We start from the raw sequence: 22,027 nt of genomic DNA on the forward strand, positions 1-22,027 counted from the left end.
AGAATGACCTTCGTCGTCACCGACAACTGCATCAAATGCAAATACACTGACTGTGTGGAAGTCTGTCCGGTGGACTGCTTCTACGAAGGCCCGAACTTCCTGGTCATTCACCCGGACGAGTGCATCGACTGCGCACTGTGCGAACCCGAATGCCCGGCCCAGGCCATCTTCTCCGAGGACGAAGTTCCGGAGGATATGCAGGAGTTCATCGAGCTCAACCGTGATCTCGCTGAAGTCTGGCCGAACATCACCGAGAAGAAAGACGCCCTGGCAGACGCCGAAGAGTGGGATGGCGTCAAAGGCAAGCTCCCGCAACTGGAGCGCTGATCGCCAGACAGCAAAAAGGCCCGCAATCGCGGGCCTTTGTTTTTTGCGGGCAAAAAAAGGGGCGGTTGCCCGCCCACTCTTTTGTCCCTATCCCTTTAAATCCCTTTCATCATCCTGATGAGTCACATCCCGTGACGCTCCTGGCCGAAGTCCGTATCGGCCCGCAACGTTCCGTGTTGCATGGGGCTGATGATAGCGACTCCAGGTAATCGAACAAGGGCACCTGTTGGTGAAACAGCGGCGTTCGGCGTTAGGCTTAAAAATAAAAAACCTTTATTTTCAATAAGTTAAAAATAAACCTCAGTGATCTCGCCACATTATCGACTGGCTTTTGACCCATAACACTTACACCACTTGTAAGCGAATACTTACAAGCACGTTATGCGCAAACAACGAAACGGCGGCACAACCACTTGTTCCTGATCGGCTCCCCAAAAAGAAACCCGGCCAAGGCCGGGTTTCTTCGGATCACTATCGGTTATTGGAACAAGGCATCACTCGAAAGGCCGTTCTTCTCAAGAATCTCCCGCAGGCGCTTCAAGGCTTCCACTTGGATCTGCCTCACCCGTTCCCGGGTCAGTCCGATTTCCTGGCCGACTTCCTCGAGCGTGCAGCTTTCGTGGCCGCGCAAGCCAAAGCGGCGCACGACGACCTCACGCTGTTTGTCCGTCAATTCGGAAAGCCATTGATCGATGCTCTGCGACAAATCGTCATCCTGCAGCAACTCGCAGGGGTCGGTAGGACGGTCGTCGGTCAGGGTATCGAGCAGCGTCTTGTCCGAATCCGGGCCCAGGGAAACGTCCACCGAGGTAACCCGCTCGTTCAGGCCGAGCATCCGCTTCACCTCTTCAACCGGCTTCTCGAGCAGGTTGGCGATTTCTTCGGCGGAGGGCTCGTGATCGAGCTTGTGGGTCAACTCCCGCGCTGCGCGCAGATAGACGTTGAGTTCCTTGACCACATGGATCGGCAGCCGGATGGTCCGGGTCTGATTCATGATCGCGCGTTCGATGGTCTGGCGTATCCACCAGGTCGCATAGGTGGAGAAGCGGAAGCCCCGCTCCGGGTCGAACTTCTCGACCGCCCTGATCAAGCCGAGGTTGCCCTCTTCGATCAGATCCAGCAGGGAGAGCCCCCGGTTGACATAGCGTCGGGCGATTTTCACCACCAGGCGCAGGTTGCTCTCGATCATGCGTTTGCGTCCGGCGGGATCACCACGCTGCGCCAAGCGCGCGAAGTGCACTTCTTCTTCCGGAGTCAGGAGGGGGGAAAAGCCGATTTCGTTGAGGTATAGCTGGGTCGCGTCTAGGGCGCGCGTGTAGTCGATGTACTTGTGCTGCTTGAGTGAGCTCGACTTGGATTTGGTGCTGGGGGGAGACTCGTGCTCCTCGCTCAATCCCTCGTCCATGACGACGCCTGGCTCCAGGAGGAGCAGCTCGTCGTCGACGTCAAACTCCGGCGCTTCTTTATTGAGTGCCATTGTTGTTGTCCCTTGCTGAGTTCGACAACAAGCTCTGACGACGCCATGTCCCTGGCTACGCCTGAGCCCGTCCATCCCACGTGGGTGACGGGCCGACGTCGGATCAACGACGAGGCAGATATTGCAGTGGATCTACAGGCTTACCTTGGCGGCGAATTTCAAAGTGAAGCTTCACCCGGTCAGTACCCGTTGAGCCCATCTCTGCAATGGTCTGTCCGACCTTGACCTGCTGTCCTTCCCGTACCAGCAGCCTGCGGTTGTGACCATAGGCGCTTACGTAGGTATCGCTGTGCTTGATGATCACCAATTCGCCGTAGCCCCGTAATCCACTCCCGGCGTAAACAACGGAACCATCCGATGCAGCCAAAACAGGCTGGCCTAATTCACCTGCTATATCAATCCCTTTATTCAAACTACCGTTTGAGGAAAAACGGCCGATCATCGTGCCGTTCGCAGGCCACGCCCAGCCAGTCGCTGAGCGGGTTACAGGCAAGGTCGGGGTCGTTGCCGGCGTGGTCGCGACAGGTGGCGTCACGGGCTTGGTCGGCTGATTCTGAGCCGGCTGGCTCGGCTGCGTAGTGGGCTGCTTTGGCGGTGGCGTAGTGACGACAGGCGCTGTCGCAACGGAACGTACCGGAGCGGAATTGGACTGCCCGTCGAAGCGGATCGTCTGCCCCGGACGGATCACATAGGGCGCGGGAATGTTGTTGCGGGCAGCCAGGGCTTTCCAGTCCCAGCCGAAACGGAAGGCAATGGAATAGAGGGTATCGCCCCGCTGGACACGGTACTGACCCGTGGTCACCGGCTGGCGCTGCTGGGCAGCGGCACGGCCATCGCGGTCGACAACCTGCACACCGCCAGGCGGCGAGCTGGCGCACCCTGCCAGCAACAAGCCGACGGCAACGACGGACAACAGTCCTCGTGTGCTTCCCATGCTGATCCTCTGCCTAATGGCCAGGCTCATTCCTGTCCCCTTTCCCCAACGCCCAAAGGTCGTACTTATTGTGTCGAATTTATCGTTCAGGGCCAGTTACCCTTTGCTCGTTCCAGGCTGGCCGCTACATGGCCGGGCCGCAACGACGCATGATCTGTCTGCCAATCAGAAAGGCGATCGGCGCGCGGGTTCCCCGAAGGTCGGAGGATAGTACGTCGACTCACCCGCCGAGTTCAGGCGAGCGGCCCATTGAGCAGCGGCACGAAGCGCACGGCATCCAGCACATGGCGCGAGAAGCCCTGCTCCTCGCGGATGATCAGCATCAGCTGCTGAACGTCGCCCGCACCTACCGGAATGACCAGGCGCCCACCGGGAGCCAGTTGATCCAGCAGCGCCTGGGGCACCTCGGCGGCGCCGGCGGTGACGATGATGCCGTTGTAGGGCGCCAGTGCGGACCAGCCCTCCCAGCCATCGCCCCAGCGGAACACCACGTTGCGCAGGTTAAGCTCGACCAGGCGCTCCTTGGCGCGATCCTGCAGGCTCTGGATGCGCTCGACGGAGAACACCCGCTCCACCAGCTGCGCCAGGATGGCGGTCTGGTAGCCGGAGCCGGTACCGATCTCCAGCACCTTGTCCAACGGCCCTGCCGCCAGCAGCAGCTCGCTCATGCGGGCCACCATGTACGGCTGGGAGATGGTCTGGTTGTGCCCGATGGGCAGCGCCGTATCTTCATAGGCGCGATGCGCCAGCGCCTCGTCGACGAACAGATGACGTGGCGTGCGACGGATGGTTTCCAACACATGGGCGTTGGACAGCCCTTCCTCATAGAGGCGCTGGATCAGACGCTCGCGAGTGCGCTGGGAAGTCATGCCGATCCCCCGGCGCAGCAGATCGTCCTGCTCGCGAGCCATCAGAACAGCCTCCCCAGTGAGCCTTCGAGGCTGTCGAGGCCCTGGGTGAACGTACGGTCCAGCTGCAACGGCGTGATGGAGACGTAGCCCTGCATCACCGCATGGAAGTCGGTACCCGGGCCGCCATCCTCTGCGTCGCCGGCGACCGCGATCCAATAACCTTCCTTGCCCCGCGGGTTGACCACCTTGACCGGCGCCGCCGCACGGGCGCGATGGCCGAGGCGGGTCACCTGGATGCCGCGGATGCGATCCAGCGGCAGGTTGGGGACGTTCACGTTGAGCACGGTACGTGGCGGCAGATCGAGCTGGGCATGCCCCTCGACCAGCTTGCGAGCGAAATGCGCGGCAGTGGCGAGGTTCTCCGGCTGCCGCGAAAGCAGCGAGAAGGCGAACGCCGGCAACCCGAGGAAGCGGCCCTCGAGAGCAGCCGCGACCGTGCCGGAATAAAGCACGTCGTCACCCAGGTTGGCCCCGAGGTTGATACCGGAAACCACCATGTCCGGCGTCTGCTCCAGCAGGCCGTTGAGCCCGAGGTGCACGCAATCGGTGGGCGTACCGTTGATGCTGATGTAGCCGTTGTCGAGGCGCTGCGGGCACAGCGGCCGATCCAGGGTGAGCGAGCTGCTGGCACCGCTCTTGTCCTGGTCAGGGGCGATGACCACGCAATCGGCATAACTTTCTAGCGCAGCATGCAGGGCGGCGAGGCCGGGTGCATTCACCCCGTCGTCGTTGGAAATCAGAATACGCATGGGTTGTCCGTCTGCCCTGCCGGCACCAGATCGACAAGCTCGCGAACCACTGCGGTAGCGAAGCATCCAGCCGGCAGGACGAATTCCAGTTGCAGAACGTCAGGCTCGGGATAATGCCACGTAAGGCCGCCGATGGGGAGGCGGAGGATGCGCCGTTCGTGCGCCATGCCCGCATCCGCCAACCAGTCGCGCAAGGCGGGCTCGGCATCGGCCAGCGCTTGCTCGCGCGCGGCACTGTCGCCGCCCGCCGGGGACGGGCCTTCGCCCCACAGGGCACCGGTCGGATGCAGGTCGAGGATCGCCAGGCGCGGGTCCCGGCACTCCTCCTCGCCGGCCATGAAGAAGCTGCGCTTGTCGGTAAAGGCCAGCAGGTCGCCGACTTCGGCACGGTTCCAGTTGCCGCTGGCGACACGCTCGGCGAGCACGCGGTTGAACAGGTAGCTACGCCCGGCCGACAGCAGACGTGAACGCAGGTTGCGCTGCTCAGGCAGCTCACGCCGCTCGGCAAAGGCACGGGCGTCGACGACATTGCCACCGCCATGGCCGAAGCGCTGCAGGCCGAAGTAGTTGGGCACGCCGCCGGCAGCCATGGTGGTCAGCCGTGCATCCAGGGCCTCATGGTCAGCGGCCAGGCGCGTGAGGCGCAGGGTAAAACCGTTGGCCGAGTGCGCGCCGCGTTGCAGCTTGCGCTTGTGGCGGGCGCTTTTGAGGATGCGCAGGTTCGAGTTCTCGGCAGCGGAAAGGTCCGGGTCGGCCTTGCCCGGCAGGTGCAGGCTGAACCACTGGCGGGTCAGTGCCTGACGATCCTTCAGGCCGGCGTAGCTGATGGTACGCACCGGCACTCCGGCGGCACGGGCGATGCGCCGTGCGGCCTCCTCGGTGTTCAGCTCGCGCTTCTCCACCCACAGCCACAGGTGTTCGCCTTCGCCGACGAGGGGGATGTCCAGCACTTCGTCGACCTGGAAGTCTTCGGCGATGGCCTTGAGCACGGCCTGCCCCAGGGGCTCCCCATAGGCACGCGGGCCCAGCAGTTCGAGTTCGTTCATGCCTTCAGCAACAGGGCGACTGCGTGAACCGCAATCCCCTCCTCGCGACCGGTGAAACCGAGCTTCTCGGTGGTGGTGGCCTTGACGTTGACCTGGTCCAGTTCGACGCCGAGGTCTTCGGCGATCAGCGCACGCATGGTCTCGATATGCGGGGCCATCTTCGGCGCCTGGGCGACGATAGTGGCGTCGACGTTACCGACCTTCCAGCCCTTGTTGCGCACCTGCACCAACACATGGCGCAGCAGCGCGCGGCTGTCGGCGCCCTTGAACTGTGGGTCGGTGTCCGGGAAGTGCTTGCCGATATCACCCAGCGCCGCCGCGCCCAGCAGCGCGTCGGAGAGTGCGTGCAGCAGCACGTCGCCGTCGGAATGGGCAATGAGCCCGAACTTGTGAGGGATGCGCACGCCGCCCAGGGTGATGAAATCCCCTTCGCCAAAGCGATGCACGTCGTAACCGTGGCCAATTCGCATAGTCAGAAAAACGCCCTGAAAAGTCAGGGCGCGATTCTAACTGAAAGCGGAAGCGGGAAGCGGGAAGCCAGACCGGCTTCCAGCCCTCAGATCACCCCAAGCCGACTCATCAGCCTTTCAACGCAGCGGCGTGGTGCCGCAGGTGATCGTCGATGAAGCTGGCGATGAAGTAGTAGCTATGGTCATAGCCCGGCTGCAGGCGCAGCGTCAGCGGATGATCGGCAGCCTTGGCGGCGGCCTGCAGCGCCTCGGGCTTGAGCTGGTTGACCAGGAAATCATCGCGGTCGCCCTGGTCCACCAGGATAGGCAGGCGCTCGCCCGCCTCGGCGATCAGGGCACAGGCATCCCATTCGCGCCAGCGCGAGCGGTCATCGCCGAGGTAGCGGGAAAACGCCTTCTCGCCCCAGGGGCACGCCATCGGGTTGACGATGGGCGCGAAGGCCGACAGCGACTGATAGCGCCCCGGGTTGCGCAGCGCGCAGACCAGCGCGCCATGGCCGCCCATGGAATGCCCACTGATGCCGCGCTTGGCCGAGACCGGGAAGTTGGCCTCGATCAGCGCCGGCAGCTCCTGCACCACGTAGTCATGCATCCGGTAGTTGCGCGCCCAGGGTTCCTGGGTGGCGTTGAGGTAGAAGCCGGCGCCGAGACCGAAGTCCCAGGCACCGTCCGGGTCACCCGGCACATCGACACCGCGCGGGCTGGTGTCCGGGGCGACGATGATCAGCCCCAGCTCGGCGGCCATGCGATGGGCACCGGCCTTCTGCATGAAGTTCTCGTCGCTGCAGGTCAGCCCCGACAGCCAGTACAGCACCGGCAGCTTCGTGCCCTGCTCGGCCTGGGGCGGCAGGTAGACGGCGAAGACCATGTCGCAGTTGAGCGTGGTGGAGCGGTGGCGATAGCGCTTGTGCCAGCCACCGAAGCTCTTGTTGCTGGAAACGATTTCAAGGGTCATTGAACGGACTCCGTCCGAGCAGTGAGCCAGAAGCTGGAAGCCCGAAGCAAAAGGCATCGCTACCTCCAGCTTCAAGCTTCAGGCTTCTAGCTAGCTCAGTAATGAATGACGGTGCGGATGCTCTTGCCTTCATGCATCAGGTCGAAGGCTTCGTTGATGCGGTCCAGCCCCATGGTGTGGGTGATGAAGGTATCCAGCGGGATCTCGCCCTTCTCGGCCTTTTCCACATAGCTCGGCAGCTCGGTGCGACCTTTCACGCCGCCGAAGGCCGAACCGCGCCAGACGCGACCGGTCACCAGTTGGAACGGACGGGTGCTGATCTCCTGGCCGGCACCGGCGACACCGATGATCACCGACTCGCCCCAGCCCTTGTGGGCGCACTCGAGGGCGGCGCGCATCAGTTGCACGTTGCCGACACACTCGAACGAATAGTCGACGCCACCGTCGGTCAGCTCGACCACCACGTCCTGGATCGGCTTGTCGTGGTCCTTCGGGTTGATGAAGTCGGTCGCGCCCAGCTCACGGGCCACATCGAACTTGGCCGGGTTGATGTCGATGGCGATGATGCGCGAGGCCTTGGCCATCTTGGCGCCGATGATCGCCGCCAGGCCGATGCCACCCAGGCCGAAGATGGCCACGGTGGCGCCCTCCTCCACCTTGGCGGTGTTGAGCACCGCGCCGATGCCGGTGGTCACGCCGCAACCCAGCAGGCAGACCTTCTCCAGCGGCGCTTCCTTGGGAATCTTCGCCAGGGAAATTTCCGGCACCACGGTGTACTCGGAGAAGGTCGAGGTGCCCATGTAGTGGTAGATCGGCTGGCCGTTGTAGGAGAAACGGCTGGTGCCGTCGGGCATCAGGCCCTTGCCCTGTGTGGCGCGCACTTTCTGGCACAGGTTGGTTTTGCCGGATTTGCAGAACTTGCACTCGCGGCACTCGGCCGTATAGAGCGGGATCACGTGGTCGCCCACAGCCAGGGAGGTCACGCCCTCACCCACCGCCTCGACGATGCCGCCACCTTCGTGGCCGAGGATGCAGGGGAACACGCCTTCGGAATCCGCACCGGAGAGGGTGTAGGCGTCGGTGTGGCAGACGCCGGTGGCGACGATGCGCACAAGCACTTCGCCGGCTTTCGGCGGAGCGACGTCCACTTCGACGATCTGCAAGGGTTTGCCGGCCTCGAAGGCAACGGCGGCGCGCGACTTGATCATGGTGACTCTCCAGTGGATTTAACGATGGCGGGGAGTGTAGATGAGCGCTCAATGGTAAATAATCCGCCACAAAGCAAAACATTATTGCTGCATGGGGATAATCGATGAGCCGTTGGGAAGGGTTGGACGAATTCGTCGCCGTGGCCGAGACCGGCCGCTTCACCGCCGCCGCCGAACGCCTGGGACTGTCCTCGTCCCATATCAGCCGCCAGGTGGCGCGACTGGAAGAGCGGCTGCAGACCCGGCTGTTCTATCGCAGCACGCGCAAGGTGGCACTGACCGAAGCCGGGCAGACCTTCCTGCAGCACTGCCAGCGCCTGGTAGACGCGCGTGACGAAGCCCTGCGCGCCGTCAACGACCTCACCGGCGAACCCAAGGGGCTACTACGCATGACCTGCGCCGTCGCCTACGGCGAGCGCTTCATCGTGCCCCTGGTGAATGAGTTCATGGCCCGGCACCCGCAGTTGCGGGTGGAGATCGAGCTGAGCAACCGCCCGTTGGACCTAGTCCACGAAGGCCTGGACCTGGCCATCCGCCTCGGCCGCCTGCAGGACTCGCGGCTGGTGGCCACGCGCCTGGCACCCCGGGTCATGTACCTGTGTGCCGCGCCCTCCTACCTGGAACGCTACGGTCGCCCCCACAGCCTGTCGGAGCTCGGCCGGCACAACTGCCTGATCGGCAGCTCGGACCAGTGGAGCTTCCTCGCCGAAGGGCGGGAACAGACGGTACGGGTTCAGGGCAACTGGCGCTGCAACAGTGGCGAGGCGGTGCTGGATGCGGCGCTGCGAGGCTTCGGCCTGTGCCAGCTGCCGGACTATTACGTGCTGGAGCACCTGCAGAACGGCCGGCTGGTTTCACTGCTGGAGCAGCATCAGCCGCCGAACACGGCAGTCTGGGCGATTTATCCACAGCAGCGTCACCTGTCGCCCAAGGTGCGCCAATTGGTGGATTTGTTGAAGGAAGGCCTGGCGAACCACCCGGCCTATCGCGATCAGTGCCGGCCGGCCCAGCGCTGACGCAGCCAGTCGAGGTCTTCCGGGCGGGTGACCTTGAGGTTGTCCGCACGTCCTTCGATCAGGCGCGGCGCCTGTCCCGACCATTCGATGGCCGACGCCTCGTCGGTCACGGCGACGCCCGAGACCAGGGCATCGGCCAGGGAGCGATGCAGGCTGCCAAAGCGGAACATCTGCGGCGTATAGGCCTGCCAGATGACGCTGCGGTCGACGGTCTCGGCCACACGGCCATCAGGCCCGGCACGCTTCAGGGTGTCGCGCGCCGGCACCGCCAGCAGGCCGCCGATAGGGTCATCGGCCAATTCGGCCAGCAGCAGGTCGAGATCACCGCGCGACAGGTTGGGCCGGGCAGCGTCGTGCACCAGCACCCAGTCATTCGGGCGTGCGCCCAATTCGTCCAGGCGCAGCAGCGCCTTGAGCACGGTATCGGCACGTTCCTTGCCGCCATCCACCCGCTCGATGCGCGAATCGCTGGCGCAATCCAGTTCGGGCCAGTACGGGTCATCGACGGACAGGCCGACCACCACGCGCTTGAGGTTCGGATGGTCGAGGAAGCAGGCGAGGCTGTGTTCGAGAATGGTCCGCCCGGCCAGTTCCAGATACTGCTTGGGGCGGTCGGCGCGCATCCGGGCGCCGACACCGGCGGCCGGGATCACGGCCCAGAACGCGGGGAGTTCGGGGGGACTCATTCGGCCAGCTGGTAGAGGGTTTCGCCCTCTTTGACCATGCCCAGTTCGTGACGCGCGCGCTCTTCCACGGTCTCCATGCCCTTCTTGAGCTCGGAAACCTCGGCCTCGAGGATGCGGTTACGTTCCAGCAGGCGTTCGTTCTCGCCCTTCTGGTCGGCGATCTGCCGCTCGAGGTCCGTCACCTGCGCCAGGCTGCCGTCGCCCACCCACAGGCGATACTGCAACCCGGACAAGGCCAGGATCAGTACGACGAACAACCAGTAAGGGGATTTGGCCATCGAAAGAGAGGTTTCCATACGAAAAGGGCAGCTTTCGCTGCCCTTTTTATCATCCCCGGCTTAGCCGCGGAACTCGGCACGACCACGGTAAGGCGCCTTTCCGCCCAGTTGCTCTTCGATGCGCAGCAGCTGGTTGTACTTGGACACGCGGTCGGAACGGCACAGGGAGCCGGTCTTGATCTGGCCGGCGGCGGTGCCTACGGCCAGGTCGGCGATGGTGCTGTCCTCGGTTTCACCGGAGCGGTGGGAGATCACCGCGGTGAAGCCAGCGGCCTTGGCCATCTGAATGGCTTCCAGGGTTTCGGTCAGCGAGCCGATCTGGTTGAACTTGATCAGGATCGAGTTGCCGATGCCCTTCTCGATGCCTTCCTTGAGGATCTTGGTGTTGGTGACGAACAGGTCGTCGCCCACCAGCTGGATCTTCTCGCCGATCTTGTCGGTGAGGATCTTCCAGCCAGCCCAGTCGGACTCATCCAGGCCGTCTTCGATGGAGATGATCGGGAAGCGCTCGGTCAGGCCTTTCAGGTAGTCGGCGAAGCCTTCGGCGTCGAACGACTTGCCTTCACCGGACAGGTTGTACTTGCCGTCTTCGAAGAATTCGCTGGCAGCGCAGTCCAGGGCCAGGGTCACGTCGGTGCCCAGCTTGTAGCCGGCATTGGCGACGGCTTCGGCGATGGCGGCCAGGGCGTCTTCGTTGGAGGTCAGGTTCGGGGCGAAGCCACCTTCGTCACCCACGGCGGTGTTCAGGCCACGGGCCTTCAGCACGGCTTTGAGGTGGTGGAAGATCTCGGTGCCCATGCGCAGGCCGTCGGAGAAGGTCTTGGCGCCAACCGGCTGGACCATGAACTCCTGGATGTCGACGTTGTTATCGGCGTGCTCGCCACCGTTGATGATGTTCATCATCGGCACCGGCATGGAGTACTGGCCGGGGGTGCCGTTGAGGTTGGCGATGTGCGCGTACAGCGGCAGGTCCTGGTCCTGGGCGGCGGCCTTGGCGGCGGCCAGGGACACGGCGAGGATGGCGTTGGCGCCCAGGGAGGCTTTGTTCTCGGTGCCGTCGAGGGCGATCATCGCCTGGTCGAGTGCTTTCTGGTCGACCGGGTCTTTACCCAGCAGCAGGCTGCGGATCGGGCCGTTGATGTTGGCAACGGCTTTCAGCACGCCCTTGCCCATGTAGCGGCTCTTGTCGCCATCGCGCAGCTCGAGGGCTTCACGGGAACCGGTGGAGGCACCGGACGGCGCGCAGGCGCTGCCGACGATACCGTTGTCCAGGATCACATCCGCCTCGACGGTGGGGTTACCGCGGGAATCCAGGACTTCACGGCCCTTGATGTCGACGATCTTTGCCATTGTTGTTAGCACTCCAAAGTTGACGATGACGCTGCAGCGGAATTAGAGGGGCGGCGCGGGCGGACGTTCACTTGGGCAGATCCGGCCCTTGATCTGACCGATCGGTCAGATAACGCGCGCCCGGCACTTTACCGGAGATTTGCCCGTTCAGGCAGTCTCGATCGGCGGAAAACTCTTGACCAGATCATCCAGCTGCTTGAGCTGGGCGAGGAACGGTTCCAGCTTGTCCAGGCGCAGGGCGCAGGGGCCGTCGCACTTGGCGTTGTCCGGATCCGGGTGCGCCTCCAGGAACAGGCCGGCCAGGCCCTGGCTCATGCCGGCCTTGGCCAGGTCGGTGACCTGGGCGCGGCGGCCACCGGCGGAGTCGGCGCGACCACCCGGCATCTGCAGGGCATGGGTGACGTCGAAGAACACCGGGTACTGGAACTGCTTCATGATGCCGAAGCCGAGCATGTCCACCACCAGGTTGTTGTACCCGAAGGAGGAGCCGCGCTCGCAGAGGATCAACTGGTCATTACCCGCCTCCTCGCACTTGGCCAGGATGTGTTTCATCTCCTGGGGCGCGAGGAACTGGGCTTTCTTGATGTTGATCACCGCACCGGTCTTCGCCATCGCCACGACCAGGTCGGTCTGGCGGGAAAGGAAGGCCGGCAGCTGGATGATGTCGCAGACTTCGGCGACGGGCGCGGCCTGATGCGGCTCGTGCACGTCGGTGATGATCGGCACGCCGAAGGTCTTCTTCACTTCCTCGAAGATCTTCAGGCCCTCTTCCAGGCCGGGGCCGCGGAAGGAGGTCACCGACGAGCGGTTGGCCTTGTCGAAGCTGGCCTTGAAGACGTAGGGGATACCGAGCTTGTCGGTGACCCTGACGTATTCCTCGCAGACCTTCAGTGCCAGGTCGCGGGACTCCAGCACGTTCATGCCGCCGAACAGCACGAAGGGCTTGTCGTTGGCGATCTCGATGTCACCGACGCGGATGATCTTCTGCGCCATGGGTCAGGCCTTCTTCGCTTTCTGCGCCAGGGCGGCGTTGACGAAACCGCTGAACAGCGGGTGACCGTAACGCGGCGTGGAGGTGAACTCCGGGTGGAACTGGCAGGCGACGAACCAGGGGTGATCCGGAGCCTCGACCACTTCGACCAGGGCGCCGTCGCCGGAGCGACCGGTGATCTTCAGACCCGCTTCGCGCAGTTGCGGCAGCAGGTTGTTGTTCACTTCGTAACGGTGGCGGTGGCGCTCGACGATTTCATCCTTGCCGTAGCAGGCATGCACCAAGGAGCCCTGCTCCAGTTGGCAGGCCTGGGCGCCAAGGCGCATGGTGCCGCCCAGGTCGGACGCTTCGGTACGGATCTCGGTGGCACCGGTGGCATCTTCCCACTCGGTGATCAGGCCCACGACCGGGTGGCCGCTGGCCTTGTCGAATTCGGTGGAGTTGGCGTCGGTCCATCCCAGCACATTGCGGGCGAACTCGATGACCGCCACCTGCATGCCGAGGCAGATGCCCAGGTAGGGGATCTTGTTCTCGCGTGCGTATTTGACGGTGGTGATCTTGCCTTCCACGCCGCGCAGGCCGAAACCGCCGGGAACCAGGATGGCGTCGACGCCTTCCAGCAGGCTGGTGCCCTGGTTCTCGATATCTTCGGAATCGATGTAGCGCAGGTTGACCTTGGTGCGGTTCTGGATGCCGGCGTGGCTCATCGCTTCGATCAGCGACTTGTACGCGTCCAGCAGCTCCATGTACTTGCCGACCATGGCGATGGTGACGTCCTTCTCCGGATTCAGCTTGGCATCGACGACGCGATCCCATTCGGAGAGGTCGGCACCGCCACACTGCAGGCCGAAGCGCTCGACGACGAAGTCGTCCAGACCCTGGGCATGGAGCACGGAAGGAATCTTGTAGATGGTGTCGACGTCCTGCAGGGCGATGACCGCGCGCTCTTCCACGTTGGTGAACAGGGCGATCTTGCGACGCGAGGACAGGTCGACTTCATGGTCGGAGCGGCAGATCAGTACGTCGGGCTGCAGACCGATGGAGCGCAACTCCTTCACCGAGTGCTGGGTCGGCTTGGTCTTGGTCTCGCCGGCAGTGGCGATGTAGGGGACCAGGGTCAGGTGCATCAGCATGGCGCGCTTGGCGCCCACTTCCACGCGCAACTGGCGAATGGCTTCGAGGAAGGGCTGGGACTCGATGTCACCCACGGTGCCGCCGATCTCGACCATCGCGACGTCGGCATCGCCGGCGCCCTTGATGATGCGACGCTTGATCTCGTCGGTGATGTGCGGGATGACCTGGATGGTGGCACCCAGGTAGTCACCACGGCGCTCCTTGCGCAGCACGTCCTCGTAGACGCGGCCGGTGGTGAAGTTGTTGTTCTGGGTCATGGTGGTGCGCACGAAGCGCTCGTAGTGGCCCAGGTCGAGGTCGGTCTCTGCGCCGTCGTCGGTGACGAACACTTCACCGTGCTGGAAGGGGCTCATGGTGCCGGGATCGACGTTGATGTACGGATCCAGCTTGAGCATGGTGACCTTCAGCCCCCGCGCTTCCAGAATGGCGGCCAAGGATGCCGAGGCGATGCCTTTCCCCAATGAAGAAACAACACCACCCGTGACGAAGATGTAGCGCGTCATGAAAAACCCTAGAAGTCTGCGTTTAGGCGGAAGGCCGCCGGGGAGAGCGAAGTAAGGCCGAAGCCTGCAATCTGGAACAGTGCCAAAACGGCAAACTCCCGCCGACTCCGAAGGAATCAGCAAGAGCTCTGTAAGACGGGAGCGTAGTCTACCGGAAAGACCCTTTCAGCTCAAACCTTGGTCATTCGTCGGCGGTGTCCAGCGCAGTCGCCAGCGCGCATCCGCAGGCCCGGCGAGGCCCGGGAGATTGGCCACGGCAAGCAGTTCACCCCTGCTGTAGAGCAGTGGCAGGCGCCCACGGACGAACGCCGGCAGGCCGCTCTCGTTGAGGAGGCGCTTGAGGTCGCGACGCCCACGCCCCGCGACATCGAGCACTTCGCCGCCCTGGCGGTAGCGCACTTCGAGCGCACCTTGCGGGGGCTCGCCGACAAGCTGCAACTGGCCGTTGCCGGGCAACTCCAGCACCTTGCCGGGCTCAGGCCATTGCCCGCCGGCCAACAGCCCCTGCTGCCAACTGCCGGGCAACCACCACAGCCGTCCGTCGGCGCGCCGCAGTTCTCCGCCCTCGAGTTTCCAGACCGGGCTGGCACTGGAGCCGGCATCACGCAAGTCATCCCAGCCCGCCCAGTGCCCGCTGTCCGGCATCGCGGTGAACGCGTTGAGCCAGTGGCGCAGGGCATTGCGCTGCCGGGCCGGAGACAAGCCGATCAACGGCGCCAGCTCCAGGGACGGCAGCAGCAGCCAGGGGAAAGCGCTGTCGGTACGTGCCGCCTGCAAATCCAGTTGCGCCAGTTCGCCGAGCAGCGCTTCGCCTTCGGCCAGATGCTCGGCACTGCGGGCGATACTCGACGACGCCTGCGGCCAGCGCTCGGCAAGTGCCGGCATGATCCGTTGACGCAAGTAGTTGCGGGAGAATTCGGTGTCATCATTGGACGGATCCTCGACCCACTCCAGCCCCAGCTCACGCGCACAGGCTTCGAGTTCAGCGCGAGGCACCTGCAGCAGCGGCCGAAGCAGAACACCATCCCCCAGCACGCGACTGCCCGGCATACCCGCCAGGCCACGCACCCCTGCGCCACGCAGCAGGCGGAACAGCAGGGTTTCCGCCTGGTCGTCACGGTGCTGGGCACTCATCAGCACCTCCCCTGCCCCGAGCCGAGCGATGAAGGCGGCATAACGGGCATCGCGCGCAGCACGCTCCAGGCTGTTGCCCGGCGCCACCCGCACCCGCGCCACATCCAGCGGCACACCCAGCCCGTCGCATATGCGCTGGCAATGGGCAGGCCAGGCCTCTGCAGCGGGCTGCAGGCCGTGGTGAACATGGATGGCGGAGAGAGGTGGCAGGCGCTCGCGCTCGGCGAGGCGCACCAGGAGGTGCAGCAGGACGGTGGAATCCAACCCTCCGGAGAAGGCCACCCGCCAGGCCGGTGCGTCACGCCAGGGGGCGACGGCAACCAACAGGAGGGATTCGAGCTTCAGGACGAGCGAGTGGCCGCTTGCGGTCACGCGCTCGTCCCCATGGCCGTCAGGCCACGCCATAGCTCATCAGGCGCTCGTAACGGCGAGCCAGCAGGTCGTCGGTGTCGAGTTTCTTCAGGGCTTGCAGTTGCGAGGTCAGTTCCGCACGGATCGACGCGGCCGCTACGGCCGGTTCGCGATGGGCGCCACCCAGGGGCTCGCCGATCACCTTGTCGACGATGCCCAGGCCCTTCAGGCGCTCGGCGGTGATGCCCATGGCCTCGGCGGCATCCGGCGCTTTCTCGGCGGTCTTCCACAGGATGGACGCACAACCCTCCGGCGAGATCACCGAGTAGGTGGAGTACTGCAGCATGTTCAAACGGTCGCAGACGCCAATGGCCAGCGCACCACCGGAACCACCCTCACCGATGACGGTGGCGATGATCGGGGTCTTCAGGCGCGCCATCACGCGCAGGTTCCAGGCGATGGCTTCGCTCTGGCCACGCTCTTCGGCATCGATGCCCGGGTAGGCGCCGGGGGTGTCGATGAAGGTGAGGATCGGCATCTTGAAGCGTTCCGCCATTTCCATCAGGCGGCAGGCCTTGCGATAACCCTCGGGGCGCGGCATGCCGAAGTTGCGGCGTACCTTTTCGCGCACTTCACGGCCTTTCTGGTGGCCGATGATCATCACCGGCTGGTCGTCCAGGCGGGCAACGCCACCGACCAGGGCCGCGTCGTCGGAGAAGTGGCGATCGCCATGCAGCTCGTCGAACTCGGTGAAGATGTGCTCGATGTAATCGAGGGTGTAGGGGCGGCGCGGGTGGCGTGCCAACTGGGCGATCTGCCAGCTGGTCAGGTTGCCGAAGATGCTTTCGGTGAGCGCGCTGCTCTTCTCCTGCAAGCGGGAGATTTCGTCGGTGATGTTCAGCGCGTTGTCGTTGCCGACCAGGCGCAGCTCCTCGATCTTGGCTTGCAGGTCAGCGATCGGCTGTTCGAAATCCAGAAAATTCGGGTTCATAGGCTTCCGTCGTGCGCGTGGGGCCAGGCGGCTGGTTCCATTTGGCGCCCTACCTTAAAGGAAGGGCGCGTGTGGGTCGAGAAAACGAGGGGCGACCGGGCGCCCCTTCGCTTCAGCGGTAGTGCAGGAAGACGTTGTCGCGCCCGAACTGGTCACGCAATGCCTGAATCAAAGCGTCGGCGGGGTCGATCCGCCACTGCTCACCGAACTGCAGCAACGCCTTGGCACTCGCTCCACTGTAGTCCAGCGTGATCGGGCAGGAGCCACGATGGCGATTGCACAGATCAGCCAGCCAGCGCAGGCGATCGCCCTGCAGGGCGCTGTGGTCGACCTTCATCCGCAGGCTCTCGGCGAGCCCCGTGCGGGCCTCCTCCAGGCTCATCACGCGCTTGGCACGCAGGCGCAGGCCGCCGGAGAAATCGTCGTGGCTGACCTCGCCCTCGACCACCACCAGCGCGTCGGTCTGCAGCAATGCACTGGCGGAGTTGAAGGCATCGGCGAACAGCGACGCCTCGATGCGACCGGAACGGTCGTCGAGGGTGATGAAGCCCATCTTGTCGCCCTTCTTGTTCTTCATCACCCGCAGGTTGACGATCAGGCCGGCGATGGTCTGGGTGTCACGCGCAGGCTTCAGCTCGACGATGCGCTGGCGGGCGAAGCGACGCACCTCGCCTTCGTATTCGTCGATCGGGTGCCCGGTGAGGTAGATCCCCAGGGCATCCTTCTCGCCCTTGAGCCGCTCCTTGAGGGACAGCTCCTTGGCGTTGCGATGGTTGGCGTACATGTCCGCTTCGGGTTCGGCGAACAGGCCGCCGAACAGGTCCATGTGTCCGCTGTCGTGGCTGCGCGCCGTCTGCTCGGCAGCCTGGATGGCTTCCTCCATGGACGCCAGGAGCACCCCGCGGTTGCGGTCGATGCCCGCCTGGTAGGCCTTGGGCTCTTCGCTGAAGAACGGGCCGAGGCGATCCAGTGCGCCGCCTCGGATCAGGGCGTCCAGGGTGCGCTTGTTGACGCGCTTGAGGTCGATGCGGTTGCAGAAATCGAAGAGGTCCTTGAACGGGCCGCCCTCGGCGCGGCACTCGGTGATCGCCTCCACCGGGCCCTCACCCACACCCTTGATGGCGCCCAGGCCGTAGATGATCTGCCCGGCGTCATCGACGGTGAAGCGGTACTCGGAGTTGTTCACGTCCGGCGCGACGATGCGCAGCTTCATGTTCCGGCACTCTTCGATCAGCGTCACCACCTTATCGGTGTTGTGCATGTCCGCCGTGAGTACCGCAGCCATGAAGGGCGACGGGAAGTGCGCCTTGAGCCAGGCGGTCTGGTAGGAGACCCAGCCGTAGGCTGCCGAGTGGGATTTGTTGAAGCCGTAGCCGGCGAACTTTTCCACCAGGTCGAAGATGTTGCCCGAGAGGTTCTCGTCGATACCGTTGCTGGAGCAGCCTTCGATGAAGCCGCCACGCTGCTTGGCCATCTCCTCGGGCTTCTTCTTGCCCATGGCACGGCGCAACATATCCGCGCCGCCGAGGGTGTAGCCCGCCATCACCTGGGCAATCTGCATCACCTGTTCCTGGTACAGGATGATGCCGTAGGTGGGCTTGAGCACGGGCTCGAGGCCCGCGTACTGGTAGTCCGGGTGCGGGTAGGACAGCTCGGCCCGACCGTGCTTGCGGTTGATGAAGTCGTCCACCATGCCCGATTGCAGCGGGCCCGGGCGGAACAGCGCCACCAGGGCGATCATGTCTTCCAGGCAGTCGGGCTTGAGCTTCTTGATCAGCTCCTTCATGCCGCGGGATTCGAGCTGGAAGACCGCGGTGGTCTCCGCCTTCTGCAGCATGTCGTAGGTTTTCTTGTCATCCAGCGGGATGCGGTCGATATCCACCAGGGGCTTGCCTTCCTTGACCCGCTCCCGGTTGATCATCTCCATGGCCCACTTGATGATCGTCAGCGTACGCAGGCCGAGGAAGTCGAACTTCACCAGGCCGGCGGCTTCAACGTCATCCTTGTCGAACTGGGTCACCAGGCCGCCACCCTCCTCGTCGCACGCGATGGGCGAGAAGTCGGTGAGCTTGGTCGGCGCAATCACGACGCCACCGGCGTGCTTGCCGGTACCACGGGTGATGCCTTCGAGCTTCAGGGCCATGTCCCAGATTTCCTGGGCTTCCTCGTCGACCTTGAGGAAGTCGCGCAGCGCCTCCTCCTGATTGAAGGCGGCCTCCAGGGTCATGCCCACTTCGAAGGGAATCATCTTCGACAGGCGATCGGCCAGGCCGTAGGACTTGCCCTGCACCCGAGCCACATCGCGCACCACCGCCTTGGCCGCCATGGAGCCGAAGGTGATGATCTGGCTTACCGCGTTGCGCCCGTATTTGTCGGCCACGTAGTCGATCACGCGGTCACGGCCGTCCATGCAGAAGTCGACGTCGAAGTCGGGCATGGAGACCCGCTCGGGGTTGAGGAAACGTTCGAACAGCAGGTCATAGGCCAGCGGGTCGAGGTCGGTGATCTTGAGTACGTAAGCCACCAGGGAGCCGGCACCCGAGCCCCGACCGGGGCCCACCGGCACATCGTTGTTCTTGGCCCACTGGATGAAGTCGGCAACGATCAGGAAGTAGCCGGGGAAGCCCATCTGGATGATGGTGCCCAGCTCGAACTCCAGCCGATCGATGTAGAGCTGGCGCTTTTCCTCATAGTCGGGCGTGGTCTCCTTGGGCCAGAGCACCTTCAGGCGCTCTTCCAGCCCCTCGTAGGAGGCGTGGCGCAGGTAGTCATCGATACCCATGCCGTTGGGGGTCGGGAAGTCGGGCAGGAAGTGCTTGCCCAGTTGCACCTCGATGTTGCAGCGCTTGGCGATCTCGACGGTGTTCTGCAGGGCCTCGGGGATGTCGGCGAACAGCTCGGCCATCTCTTCCGGGGACTTCAGGTACTGCTGGTTGGAGAAATTGCGGGGCCGACGCGGGTCGTCGAGAACGCGGCTCTCACCGATGCAGACGCGGGTCTCGTGAGCATCGAAGTCGTCAGGCTTGATGAAGCGCACGTCGTTGGTGGCCACCAGCAGGGCGCCGCAACGGTCTGCCAGGGCGACGGCCGCGTGCACATGCTCTTCATCGTTGACCCGAGCCGTACGCTGCAGCTCCAGGTAGAAGCGATCGGGGAAAACTGCCTGCCACTCGGCCAGCAAGGCCTCGGCCCCCGCCTGGTCGCCGTTGAGCAGCGCCATGCCAATCTCGCCCTCCTTGGAACCGGAGAGGGCGATCAGGCCTTCGGCGGCCTCCTTCACCCATTCGCGCTGGATGATCACCAGGTCGTTGCTCTGGCCTTCCGACCAGCCACGGGAGACGAGTTCGGTGAGGTTGCGGTAGCCCTTGGCGTTCATCACCAGCAGGGTCATGCGCGTCAGCGGGCCATCCTCGTAGGGGCTGGCCAGCCAGATATCGGCGCCGCAGATCGGCTTGATGCCGCCGCCCATGGCGGCTTTGTAGAACTTGACCAGGGAGCACATATTGCTCTGGTCGGTGACCGCTACGGCAGGCATCCCGGCACCCGCAACGGCCTTGATCAGGGGCTTGACCCGTACCAAGCCGTCGACCAGGGAGTATTCGGAATGCAGACGGAGATGGACGAAGGCGACAGTCATGGCGGTCCTATTCAAAACGCAAAAACGGCAAGGCCGGGATTGTACAGCGGAAGCGGCAGCAGGCTTCAAGTCGGAAACGGCCGCTTGCCGGAACGCTCTCCGACAGGCCGATGAAATGAGGGCCAGTCGGGCTGACTGGCGTCAGTCGGCGCCTTCGATCACCGCCCGCACCGGGGCGAAGGAGCGCCGGTGGATAGGCGTGGCGCCCAGGCGGCGCAAGGCTTCCAGATGCACGGGCGTGGGGTAACCCTTGTGTCCGCCCATGCCGTAGCCGGGGTACAGCGCGTCCAGCTCCTGCATCTCGCGGTCACGGCTGACCTTGGCCAGGATCGAGGCAGCGGCGATGGCCGGCACCTTGGCGTCGCCCTGGATCACCGGCGCGCTGGGCACGGCGAGCTTCGGGCAGCGGTTGCCGTCGATGAGCGCCAGTTTCGGGGTGATGCTCAGCCCTTCGACCGCACGTTGCATGGCCAGCATGGTGGCGTGGAGGATATTCAGGCGATCGATCTCCTCCACCTCGGCGCGGGCAATGCACCAGGCCAGGGCCTTCTCGCGGATCTCGTCGAACAGCGCCTCACGGCGTGCCTCGGTGAGCTTCTTCGAATCATTGAGGCCAAGAATGGGGCGCGCGGGATCGAGGATCACCGCAGCGGTGACCACGGGGCCGCAAAGCGGGCCACGGCCCACCTCGTCGACGCCGGCAACCAGTTCTTCCACCAGGGCGAAATCCAGTCCGAGTTGCATCAGCGGCTCCCTATCAGCTCGAGTACTGCACCGGCCGCTTCCTTGGAAGCGTCGAGGCGCAGGGTACGATGGATCACGTCGAAGCCCTCGGTCTGCACATCACCGCCATCGAGCAGCGGCACCAGCGTCTGCGCCAGCGCCTCCGCCGTGGCCGCGTCCTGCAGCAACTCGGGAACCAGCAGGCGCTGGGCCAGCAGGTTGGGCAGCGAAACATAGGGGCTTTTCACCAATCGCTTGAGGATGCGATAGGTCATGGGGGCAACCTTGTAGGCCACCACCATCGGGCGCTTGTACAGCAAGGCTTCCAGGGTCGCAGTGCCCGATGCGATCAACACCGCGTCGCAGGCCGCCAGGGCCTGGTGCGAGCGGCCATCGAGCAGCGTCAGCGGCAGGTTCCGGCCCGCCAGCATCTGCTCCAGCTGCTGGCGTCGAGCGGGGCTGGCGCACGGCAGTACGAAGTGCAGGCCCGAACGCATGGAACGCATGCGCTCGGCGGCATCGAGGAACAGGCTGCCGAGCTTGCCCACCTCGCCGCCCCGGCTGCCGGGCATCAGCGCAACCAGCGACACATCCTCCGGGACGTCGATGGCCGCGCGGGCGGCGGCACGGTCGGCCTGCAACGGAATGGTGTCGGCGAGCGGGTGCCCGACGAAACGCACGGGCACCTGATGGGCCTCGTAGAACTGCGCCTCGAAGGGGAACAGGGTGAGCATCAGGTCGCAGCCTTCACGAATCTTCAGCACGCGCTTCTGCCGCCAGGCCCACACGGAGGGGCTGACGTAATGCACGGTGCGAATGCCGGCGCGACGCAACTTGAGCTCGACGCCCAGGTTGAAGTCGGGGGCGTCGATACCGATGAAAACGTCTGGGCGCGCGTCGATCAGGGTGGCGATCAGCCGCTTGCGACGGCGCAGCAGCTCAGGCAGGCGGCCGAGTACCTCGACCAGCCCCATCACCGCGAGACGCTCCATGGGGAAATAGGAAACCAGCCCTTCGGCCTCCATCAACGGTCCACCGACGCCAATGAATTCGGCATCGGGGTGACGGGCTTTGAGGGCTTGCATGAGGCCGGAGCCGAGAATGTCGCCGGACGCCTCGCCGGCGACCAGCGCGATGCGCAATGGACGGGTCATGG

The 22,027-nt window shown here is 64.3% G+C and carries 20 protein-coding genes; 2 read left to right on the forward strand and 18 right to left on the reverse strand.

The genetic code is table 11. The annotated features are described in order from the left end of the window. Positions 1-3: 3 nt before the first annotated feature. Positions 4-327, forward strand: coding sequence for a ferredoxin FdxA (gene fdxA / locus PI990_RS24860; protein WP_021219412.1), 324 nt, complete (start codon positions 4-6; stop codon positions 325-327). A gap of 478 nt (positions 328-805) precedes the next feature. Here the strand turns inward: fdxA and rpoS are convergent, their stop codons facing one another. The 8 genes from rpoS to PI990_RS24900 form a co-directional block, all read right to left on the reverse strand. Further along, a complete protein-coding gene (gene rpoS, locus PI990_RS24865) occupies positions 806-1,804 on the reverse strand; it encodes an RNA polymerase sigma factor RpoS (protein WP_021219413.1) in 999 nt (332 codons plus the stop codon). 103 nt (positions 1,805-1,907) lie between these two features. Further along, complete coding sequence (locus PI990_RS24870) at positions 1,908-2,768, reverse strand: peptidoglycan DD-metalloendopeptidase family protein (protein ID WP_271658793.1); 861 nt, start codon at positions 2,766-2,768, stop codon at positions 1,908-1,910. A 203-nt stretch (positions 2,769-2,971) separates the two neighbouring features. Next, positions 2,972-3,607 carry a protein-L-isoaspartate(D-aspartate) O-methyltransferase gene (locus PI990_RS24875; RefSeq protein ID WP_169708397.1) on the reverse strand — a complete coding sequence of 212 codons (636 nt, stop codon included), beginning with the start codon at positions 3,605-3,607 and terminating at the stop codon, positions 2,972-2,974. 41 nt (positions 3,608-3,648) lie between these two features. Then, entirely contained in the window at positions 3,649-4,398 is a 750-nt protein-coding gene (surE, locus tag PI990_RS24880; protein ID WP_021219415.1) for a 5'/3'-nucleotidase SurE, read from the reverse strand. After that, complete coding sequence (gene truD / locus PI990_RS24885) at positions 4,386-5,444, reverse strand: tRNA pseudouridine(13) synthase TruD (protein WP_271658794.1); 1,059 nt, start codon at positions 5,442-5,444, stop codon at positions 4,386-4,388. Before truD ends, surE begins: the two co-directional genes overlap by 13 nt. Continuing rightward, complete coding sequence (gene ispF / locus PI990_RS24890) at positions 5,441-5,914, reverse strand: 2-C-methyl-D-erythritol 2,4-cyclodiphosphate synthase (protein WP_021219417.1); 474 nt, start codon at positions 5,912-5,914, stop codon at positions 5,441-5,443. The genes truD and ispF overlap by 4 nt, the downstream gene beginning before the upstream one ends. A 109-nt stretch (positions 5,915-6,023) precedes the next feature. After that, the gene (gene fghA, locus PI990_RS24895) at positions 6,024-6,869 is read right to left on the reverse strand and encodes an S-formylglutathione hydrolase (protein ID WP_271658795.1); all 846 of its coding nucleotides are present in this window, start codon (positions 6,867-6,869) and stop codon (positions 6,024-6,026) included. A 95-nt stretch (positions 6,870-6,964) separates the two neighbouring features. Continuing rightward, positions 6,965-8,077 (reverse strand): S-(hydroxymethyl)glutathione dehydrogenase/class III alcohol dehydrogenase, encoded by a 1,113-nt coding sequence (locus PI990_RS24900; RefSeq protein WP_043243643.1) that lies wholly within the window; start codon positions 8,075-8,077, stop codon positions 6,965-6,967. A 104-nt stretch (positions 8,078-8,181) separates the two neighbouring features. Between PI990_RS24900 and PI990_RS24905 the strand changes: the two genes are divergently transcribed. After that, a complete protein-coding gene (locus tag PI990_RS24905) occupies positions 8,182-9,093 on the forward strand; it encodes a LysR substrate-binding domain-containing protein (protein ID WP_271658796.1) in 912 nt (303 codons plus the stop codon). Here PI990_RS24905 and ispD read toward each other — a convergent pair. The 10 genes from ispD to lpxB form a co-directional block, all read right to left on the reverse strand. Continuing rightward, a complete protein-coding gene (gene ispD / locus PI990_RS24910; protein ID WP_271658797.1) occupies positions 9,069-9,779 on the reverse strand; it encodes a 2-C-methyl-D-erythritol 4-phosphate cytidylyltransferase in 711 nt (236 codons plus the stop codon). The genes PI990_RS24905 and ispD overlap by 25 nt on opposite strands. Continuing rightward, on the reverse strand, positions 9,776-10,057 hold the full coding sequence (gene ftsB / locus PI990_RS24915; RefSeq protein ID WP_021219422.1) for a cell division protein FtsB: 282 nt from the start codon (positions 10,055-10,057) through the stop codon (positions 9,776-9,778). Before ftsB ends, ispD begins: the two co-directional genes overlap by 4 nt. A gap of 60 nt (positions 10,058-10,117) precedes the next feature. Beyond that, a complete protein-coding gene (gene eno / locus PI990_RS24920; RefSeq protein WP_021219423.1) occupies positions 10,118-11,407 on the reverse strand; it encodes a phosphopyruvate hydratase in 1,290 nt (429 codons plus the stop codon). A 147-nt stretch (positions 11,408-11,554) separates the two neighbouring features. Beyond that, positions 11,555-12,400 carry a 3-deoxy-8-phosphooctulonate synthase gene (gene kdsA / locus PI990_RS24925; protein ID WP_184487681.1) on the reverse strand — a complete coding sequence of 282 codons (846 nt, stop codon included), beginning with the start codon at positions 12,398-12,400 and terminating at the stop codon, positions 11,555-11,557. A 3-nt stretch (positions 12,401-12,403) separates the two neighbouring features. Further along, positions 12,404-14,035 (reverse strand): CTP synthase, encoded by a 1,632-nt coding sequence (locus PI990_RS24930; protein WP_271658798.1) that lies wholly within the window; start codon positions 14,033-14,035, stop codon positions 12,404-12,406. 165 nt (positions 14,036-14,200) lie between these two features. Then, positions 14,201-15,514 carry a tRNA lysidine(34) synthetase TilS gene (tilS, locus tag PI990_RS24935; RefSeq protein WP_271661351.1) on the reverse strand — a complete coding sequence of 438 codons (1,314 nt, stop codon included), beginning with the start codon at positions 15,512-15,514 and terminating at the stop codon, positions 14,201-14,203. Positions 15,515-15,560: 46 nt separating this feature from the next. After that, the gene (gene accA, locus PI990_RS24940; protein ID WP_021219427.1) at positions 15,561-16,511 is read right to left on the reverse strand and encodes an acetyl-CoA carboxylase carboxyl transferase subunit alpha; all 951 of its coding nucleotides are present in this window, start codon (positions 16,509-16,511) and stop codon (positions 15,561-15,563) included. A 112-nt stretch (positions 16,512-16,623) separates the two neighbouring features. After that, complete coding sequence (gene dnaE / locus PI990_RS24945) at positions 16,624-20,148, reverse strand: DNA polymerase III subunit alpha (RefSeq protein ID WP_271658799.1); 3,525 nt, start codon at positions 20,146-20,148, stop codon at positions 16,624-16,626. 141 nt (positions 20,149-20,289) lie between these two features. After that, positions 20,290-20,892 carry a ribonuclease HII gene (gene rnhB, locus PI990_RS24950; RefSeq protein WP_021219429.1) on the reverse strand — a complete coding sequence of 201 codons (603 nt, stop codon included), beginning with the start codon at positions 20,890-20,892 and terminating at the stop codon, positions 20,290-20,292. After that, entirely contained in the window at positions 20,892-22,025 is a 1,134-nt protein-coding gene (gene lpxB / locus PI990_RS24955; RefSeq protein ID WP_031287665.1) for a lipid-A-disaccharide synthase, read from the reverse strand. The genes rnhB and lpxB overlap by 1 nt, the downstream gene beginning before the upstream one ends. Positions 22,026-22,027: the final 2 nt, after the last annotated feature.

The organism is Pseudomonas sp. TUM22785 (assembly GCF_028198105.1).
Classification (GTDB): Bacteria; Pseudomonadota; Gammaproteobacteria; order Pseudomonadales; family Pseudomonadaceae; genus Metapseudomonas; species Metapseudomonas solani.

Excerpts from the sequence above, each read along its gene's own strand:
- accA (WP_021219427.1), bottom strand. The coding sequence starts at position 16,511 with ATGAACCCGAATTTTCTGGATTTCGAACAGCCGATCGCTGACCTGCAA.
- surE (WP_021219415.1), bottom strand. The coding sequence starts at position 4,398 with ATGCGTATTCTGATTTCCAACGACGACGGGGTGAATGCACCCGGCCTC.
- lpxB (WP_031287665.1), bottom strand. The coding sequence starts at position 22,025 with ATGACCCGTCCATTGCGCATCGCGCTGGTCGCCGGCGAGGCGTCCGGC.
- rpoS (WP_021219413.1), bottom strand. The coding sequence starts at position 1,804 with ATGGCACTCAATAAAGAAGCGCCGGAGTTTGACGTCGACGACGAGCTG.
- kdsA (WP_184487681.1), bottom strand. The coding sequence starts at position 12,400 with ATGGCGCAGAAGATCATCCGCGTCGGTGACATCGAGATCGCCAACGAC.
- fdxA (WP_021219412.1), top strand. The coding sequence starts at position 4 with ATGACCTTCGTCGTCACCGACAACTGCATCAAATGCAAATACACTGAC.
- rnhB (WP_021219429.1), bottom strand. The coding sequence starts at position 20,892 with ATGCAACTCGGACTGGATTTCGCCCTGGTGGAAGAACTGGTTGCCGGC.
- truD (WP_271658794.1), bottom strand. The coding sequence starts at position 5,444 with ATGAACGAACTCGAACTGCTGGGCCCGCGTGCCTATGGGGAGCCCCTG.
- PI990_RS24905 (WP_271658796.1), top strand. The coding sequence starts at position 8,182 with ATGAGCCGTTGGGAAGGGTTGGACGAATTCGTCGCCGTGGCCGAGACC.
- ispF (WP_021219417.1), bottom strand. The coding sequence starts at position 5,914 with ATGCGAATTGGCCACGGTTACGACGTGCATCGCTTTGGCGAAGGGGAT.
- PI990_RS24875 (WP_169708397.1), bottom strand. The coding sequence starts at position 3,607 with ATGACTTCCCAGCGCACTCGCGAGCGTCTGATCCAGCGCCTCTATGAG.
- PI990_RS24930 (WP_271658798.1), bottom strand. The coding sequence starts at position 14,035 with ATGACGCGCTACATCTTCGTCACGGGTGGTGTTGTTTCTTCATTGGGG.
- ftsB (WP_021219422.1), bottom strand. The coding sequence starts at position 10,057 with ATGGCCAAATCCCCTTACTGGTTGTTCGTCGTACTGATCCTGGCCTTG.
- fghA (WP_271658795.1), bottom strand. The coding sequence starts at position 6,869 with ATGACCCTTGAAATCGTTTCCAGCAACAAGAGCTTCGGTGGCTGGCAC.
- PI990_RS24870 (WP_271658793.1), bottom strand. The coding sequence starts at position 2,768 with ATGAGCCTGGCCATTAGGCAGAGGATCAGCATGGGAAGCACACGAGGA.
- dnaE (WP_271658799.1), bottom strand. The coding sequence starts at position 20,148 with ATGACTGTCGCCTTCGTCCATCTCCGTCTGCATTCCGAATACTCCCTG.
- eno (WP_021219423.1), bottom strand. The coding sequence starts at position 11,407 with ATGGCAAAGATCGTCGACATCAAGGGCCGTGAAGTCCTGGATTCCCGC.
- PI990_RS24900 (WP_043243643.1), bottom strand. The coding sequence starts at position 8,077 with ATGATCAAGTCGCGCGCCGCCGTTGCCTTCGAGGCCGGCAAACCCTTG.
- ispD (WP_271658797.1), bottom strand. The coding sequence starts at position 9,779 with ATGAGTCCCCCCGAACTCCCCGCGTTCTGGGCCGTGATCCCGGCCGCC.